3 protein-coding genes are annotated in these 2,937 nt (G+C 64.2%); all 3 read right to left on the bottom strand.

The annotated features are described in order from the left end of the window. Positions 1-381, bottom strand: a 381-nt coding sequence (locus AX735_RS09750) for a hypothetical protein (RefSeq protein WP_082751022.1), incomplete at its 3' end; no start/stop codon positions are given. Next, positions 362-2,083: a dihydroxy-acid dehydratase gene (gene ilvD / locus AX735_RS09745; RefSeq protein ID WP_066279166.1), complete on the bottom strand. Its 1,722-nt coding sequence runs from the start codon at positions 2,081-2,083 to the stop codon at positions 362-364. The genes AX735_RS09750 and ilvD, both read right to left, overlap by 20 nt. A gap of 44 nt (positions 2,084-2,127) precedes the next feature. Continuing rightward, the gene (locus AX735_RS09740) at positions 2,128-2,862 is read right to left on the bottom strand and encodes an N-formylglutamate amidohydrolase (protein ID WP_066279169.1); all 735 of its coding nucleotides are present in this window, start codon (positions 2,860-2,862) and stop codon (positions 2,128-2,130) included. Positions 2,863-2,937: the final 75 nt, after the last annotated feature.

The raw sequence follows: 2,937 nt of genomic DNA, 5'->3' as shown, positions 1-2,937 counted from the left end.
GCCACCGCCAGCGCCAGGCTTGATCGTGGCGGGGATACGATAGCGGTCATCGCCGACCGAAAGCTGGATGCGACCGTCTGCCAGAGGGGTTACGACCGCCTGTTCTGCCCCATCGGCCGCGATAAGTCCGCGCCCGTCGGTGACGATCTCGAACCGCCGAAAGCCGCCATCGGGGTGCCGCAACACCAATTCGCGCCTGTCACCATTCTGCACGCGCTCGACATCGCATTTCTGGGCAAATTCGGTATCGCTGCCCAGCGCGCAGGCGACGCGGCTGTCGTCGGCCTCTGCCACCGGATCTGGTTGGGTCTCGCCGGAGCACCCCGCCAGCATCGCCAGTGCAGCGGAAACGACCAATGTCTCAGATATCCGCATAGACATGGCGTTCCGCCTTGGCTCCCGGATGCGTCACCGCGCCCTTGCTCGCGGGGCCGACATTCTGCGCATAGCGCCACAGCGCACCCGCCTGATAGTCGTTGGTGCGCGGCTGCCAGGCCTTGCGGCGCTCGGCCAGCACCGCCTCGTCGACATGCAGGTCGATCGTACCCGCTTCGGCATCGATCGCGATGATGTCGCCATCTTCGACCAGCGCGATCGGGCCGCAATCGGCCGCTTCGGGTCCGACATGGCCGATGCAGAAACCGCGCGTCGCGCCCGAAAAGCGTCCGTCAGTGATGAGCGCGACGCTCTCGCCCATGCCCTGGCCATAGAGCGCCGCCGTGGTCGACAGCATCTCGCGCATGCCGGGGCCGCCCTTGGGGCCTTCATAGCGGATGACGATGACCGATCCTTCGCGAATCTGGCGTGCCTCGACCGCAGCGAAGCACTCTTCCTCGCAGTCGAACACCTGGGCGGGGCCAGTAAATTGCAACCGCGCCATGCCTGCCACCTTGACGATGGCGCCATCGGGCGCGAGCGAACCCTTGAGGCCGACGACGCCGCCGGTGGGGCTCAGCGGGGTCTTCACATCGTAGATGACCTTCTGGTCGGGGTTCCAGGTGACCTGGTCGATATTCTCGCCCAGCGTCTTGCCGGTGACCGTCATGCAGTCGCCGTGCAGCAGGCCGTTCTCGAGCAGCGTCTTCATCAGCATGTAGACGCCACCTGCCTCGTACATGTCACGCGCGACATAGCGGCCGCCAGGTTGCAGATCGGCGATATAGGGGGTGGTCTTGAAGATCTCGGCGACGTCGAACAGGTCGAATTCGATCCCCGCTTCGCTCGCCATGGCGGGAAGGTGAAGCCCGGCATTGGTCGAGCCTCCCGTCGCGGCAACAACGCGTGCAGCATTTTCAAAGGCTTCGCGCGTACAGATGTCACGTGGCCTGAGGTTTTGCGCGAGCAGCTCCATGACCTGGCGTCCCGCCGCGACCGCAATCTCGGCGCGGCTTTCATAGGGCGCGGGCATCATGTTGCTGTTGGGCAGCGAAAGACCGATCGCCTCGCCGACGCACGCCATGGTGTTTGCGGTATATTGTCCGCCGCACGCGCCATGGCCGGGGCACGCAACCTTTTCGAGCGCGATCAGGTCCTTGAGCGGACAATTACCCGCCGCGTGCTGGCCGACCATCTCGAACACGTCTTTCACCGTCACATCGCGGCCGTCATAATGGCCGGGCAGGATCGAGCCGCCATAGACGAAGATCGAAGGGACGTTGAGCCGCAGCATTGCCATCATCATGCCGGGCAGCGACTTGTCGCATCCGGCAAAGCCGACCAGCGCGTCGTAGCAATGGCCGCGCACCGACAGCTCGACCGAATCGGCGATGACCTCACGGCTGACGAGCGAGCTCTTCATACCCTGATGGCCCATGGCGATGCCATCGGTCACGGTGATGGTGTTGAAGCGGCGCGGCATGCCGCCTGCGGCATTCACCCCCTCGCGGCAGGCATCGGCCTGGGCATCAAGCGTGGTGTTGCACGGCGCACTGTCATTGCCGGCGCTGGCCACTGCAACGAAAGGCCTCGCAATCTCTTCCTCGGTCAAGCCCATCGCGTAATAATAGCTGCGGTGCGGCGCGCGCTCGGGCCCCACGGAGACGTGGCGGCTGGGGAGCTTCGACTTGTCGAAATTATGTGTCATGATCGGGCCTTTCTCTGGCCGCGCTCTTTCCAAAAAGCCGCGCGTTACGCAAGGCTATTGCGGCACGCGAGGACGACAGGAGCCAATATCTCCGCCATTCGGACCGCGCCTTGGGGGTGCGACACATGGTCCTGCCGCATCTCGACGCCCAGATAGGGCCTCCCCGGTTCTTCGGCATGGCGGTTCATCGTCGCGTTGAGCAATGTGCCCGCATAAGGCAGCTGATCGCCGACATAAAGTCCTGCCTGGGCGAGCAGCGGAATGGCGATCCGCGCGGCGCGATCGTCGCGATTGTACAAAATCCCGATATCCCAAGGCCTTGCCTCGTCCGGGCGCGTGGCGAGCTGCGGCGTGAAGCTGTGCAGCGAGAGGATGAAGGGATTGCGCATGTCCGCCAACGTCTCCGTCACGGCGTCATGATACGGCCGATAGTAGGCGGCAAGGCGCGCTTCGGGGTCTGCTCCGGCATTGCCCGGAACCGCGATGCCGTCGCTGGTCAGCGGAATGAGGCCAGGCGCATTCTCCTCGCGGTTGAAATCGATCACCAGCCTAGAGACGTGCGCCAGCACCGCGCCGCAACCGATGGTCTCGCACAGCACCCGCGTGACATCGGCAACGCCGATATCGATCGCGACATGCTGCATCATGACGTCCGCCGCGACGCCCAGGTCGATGCCATCGGGCACATGGTTGCTGGCATGGTCGGCGACGATGACAATGTTGTCACCGGGCGATCCTGGCTGCGGCGCAATGATTTCATAGGGTTGAAAGCCGTTCATCGCACTGTTCCAGACATCAGCCACCATGACGGCTGTTCGGCGGTCAAGGCTTGTTCGGCCGAGGCGCAGGCTGCC

Source organism: Blastomonas sp. CCH1-A6 (assembly GCF_001556365.1).
Lineage (GTDB): Bacteria > Pseudomonadota > Alphaproteobacteria > Sphingomonadales > Sphingomonadaceae > Blastomonas > Blastomonas ursincola.
The sequence above is the reverse complement of the archived record's forward strand: the minus strand, read 5'-3'. Positions and strand labels throughout refer to the sequence as shown.

Bases quoted from the DNA above. Each gene is read 5' to 3' on its own strand.
- ilvD (WP_066279166.1), bottom strand. From the start codon at position 2,083: ATGACACATAATTTCGACAAGTCGAAGCTCCCCAGCCGCCACGTCTCC.
- AX735_RS09740 (WP_066279169.1), bottom strand. From the start codon at position 2,862: ATGAACGGCTTTCAACCCTATGAAATCATTGCGCCGCAGCCAGGATCG.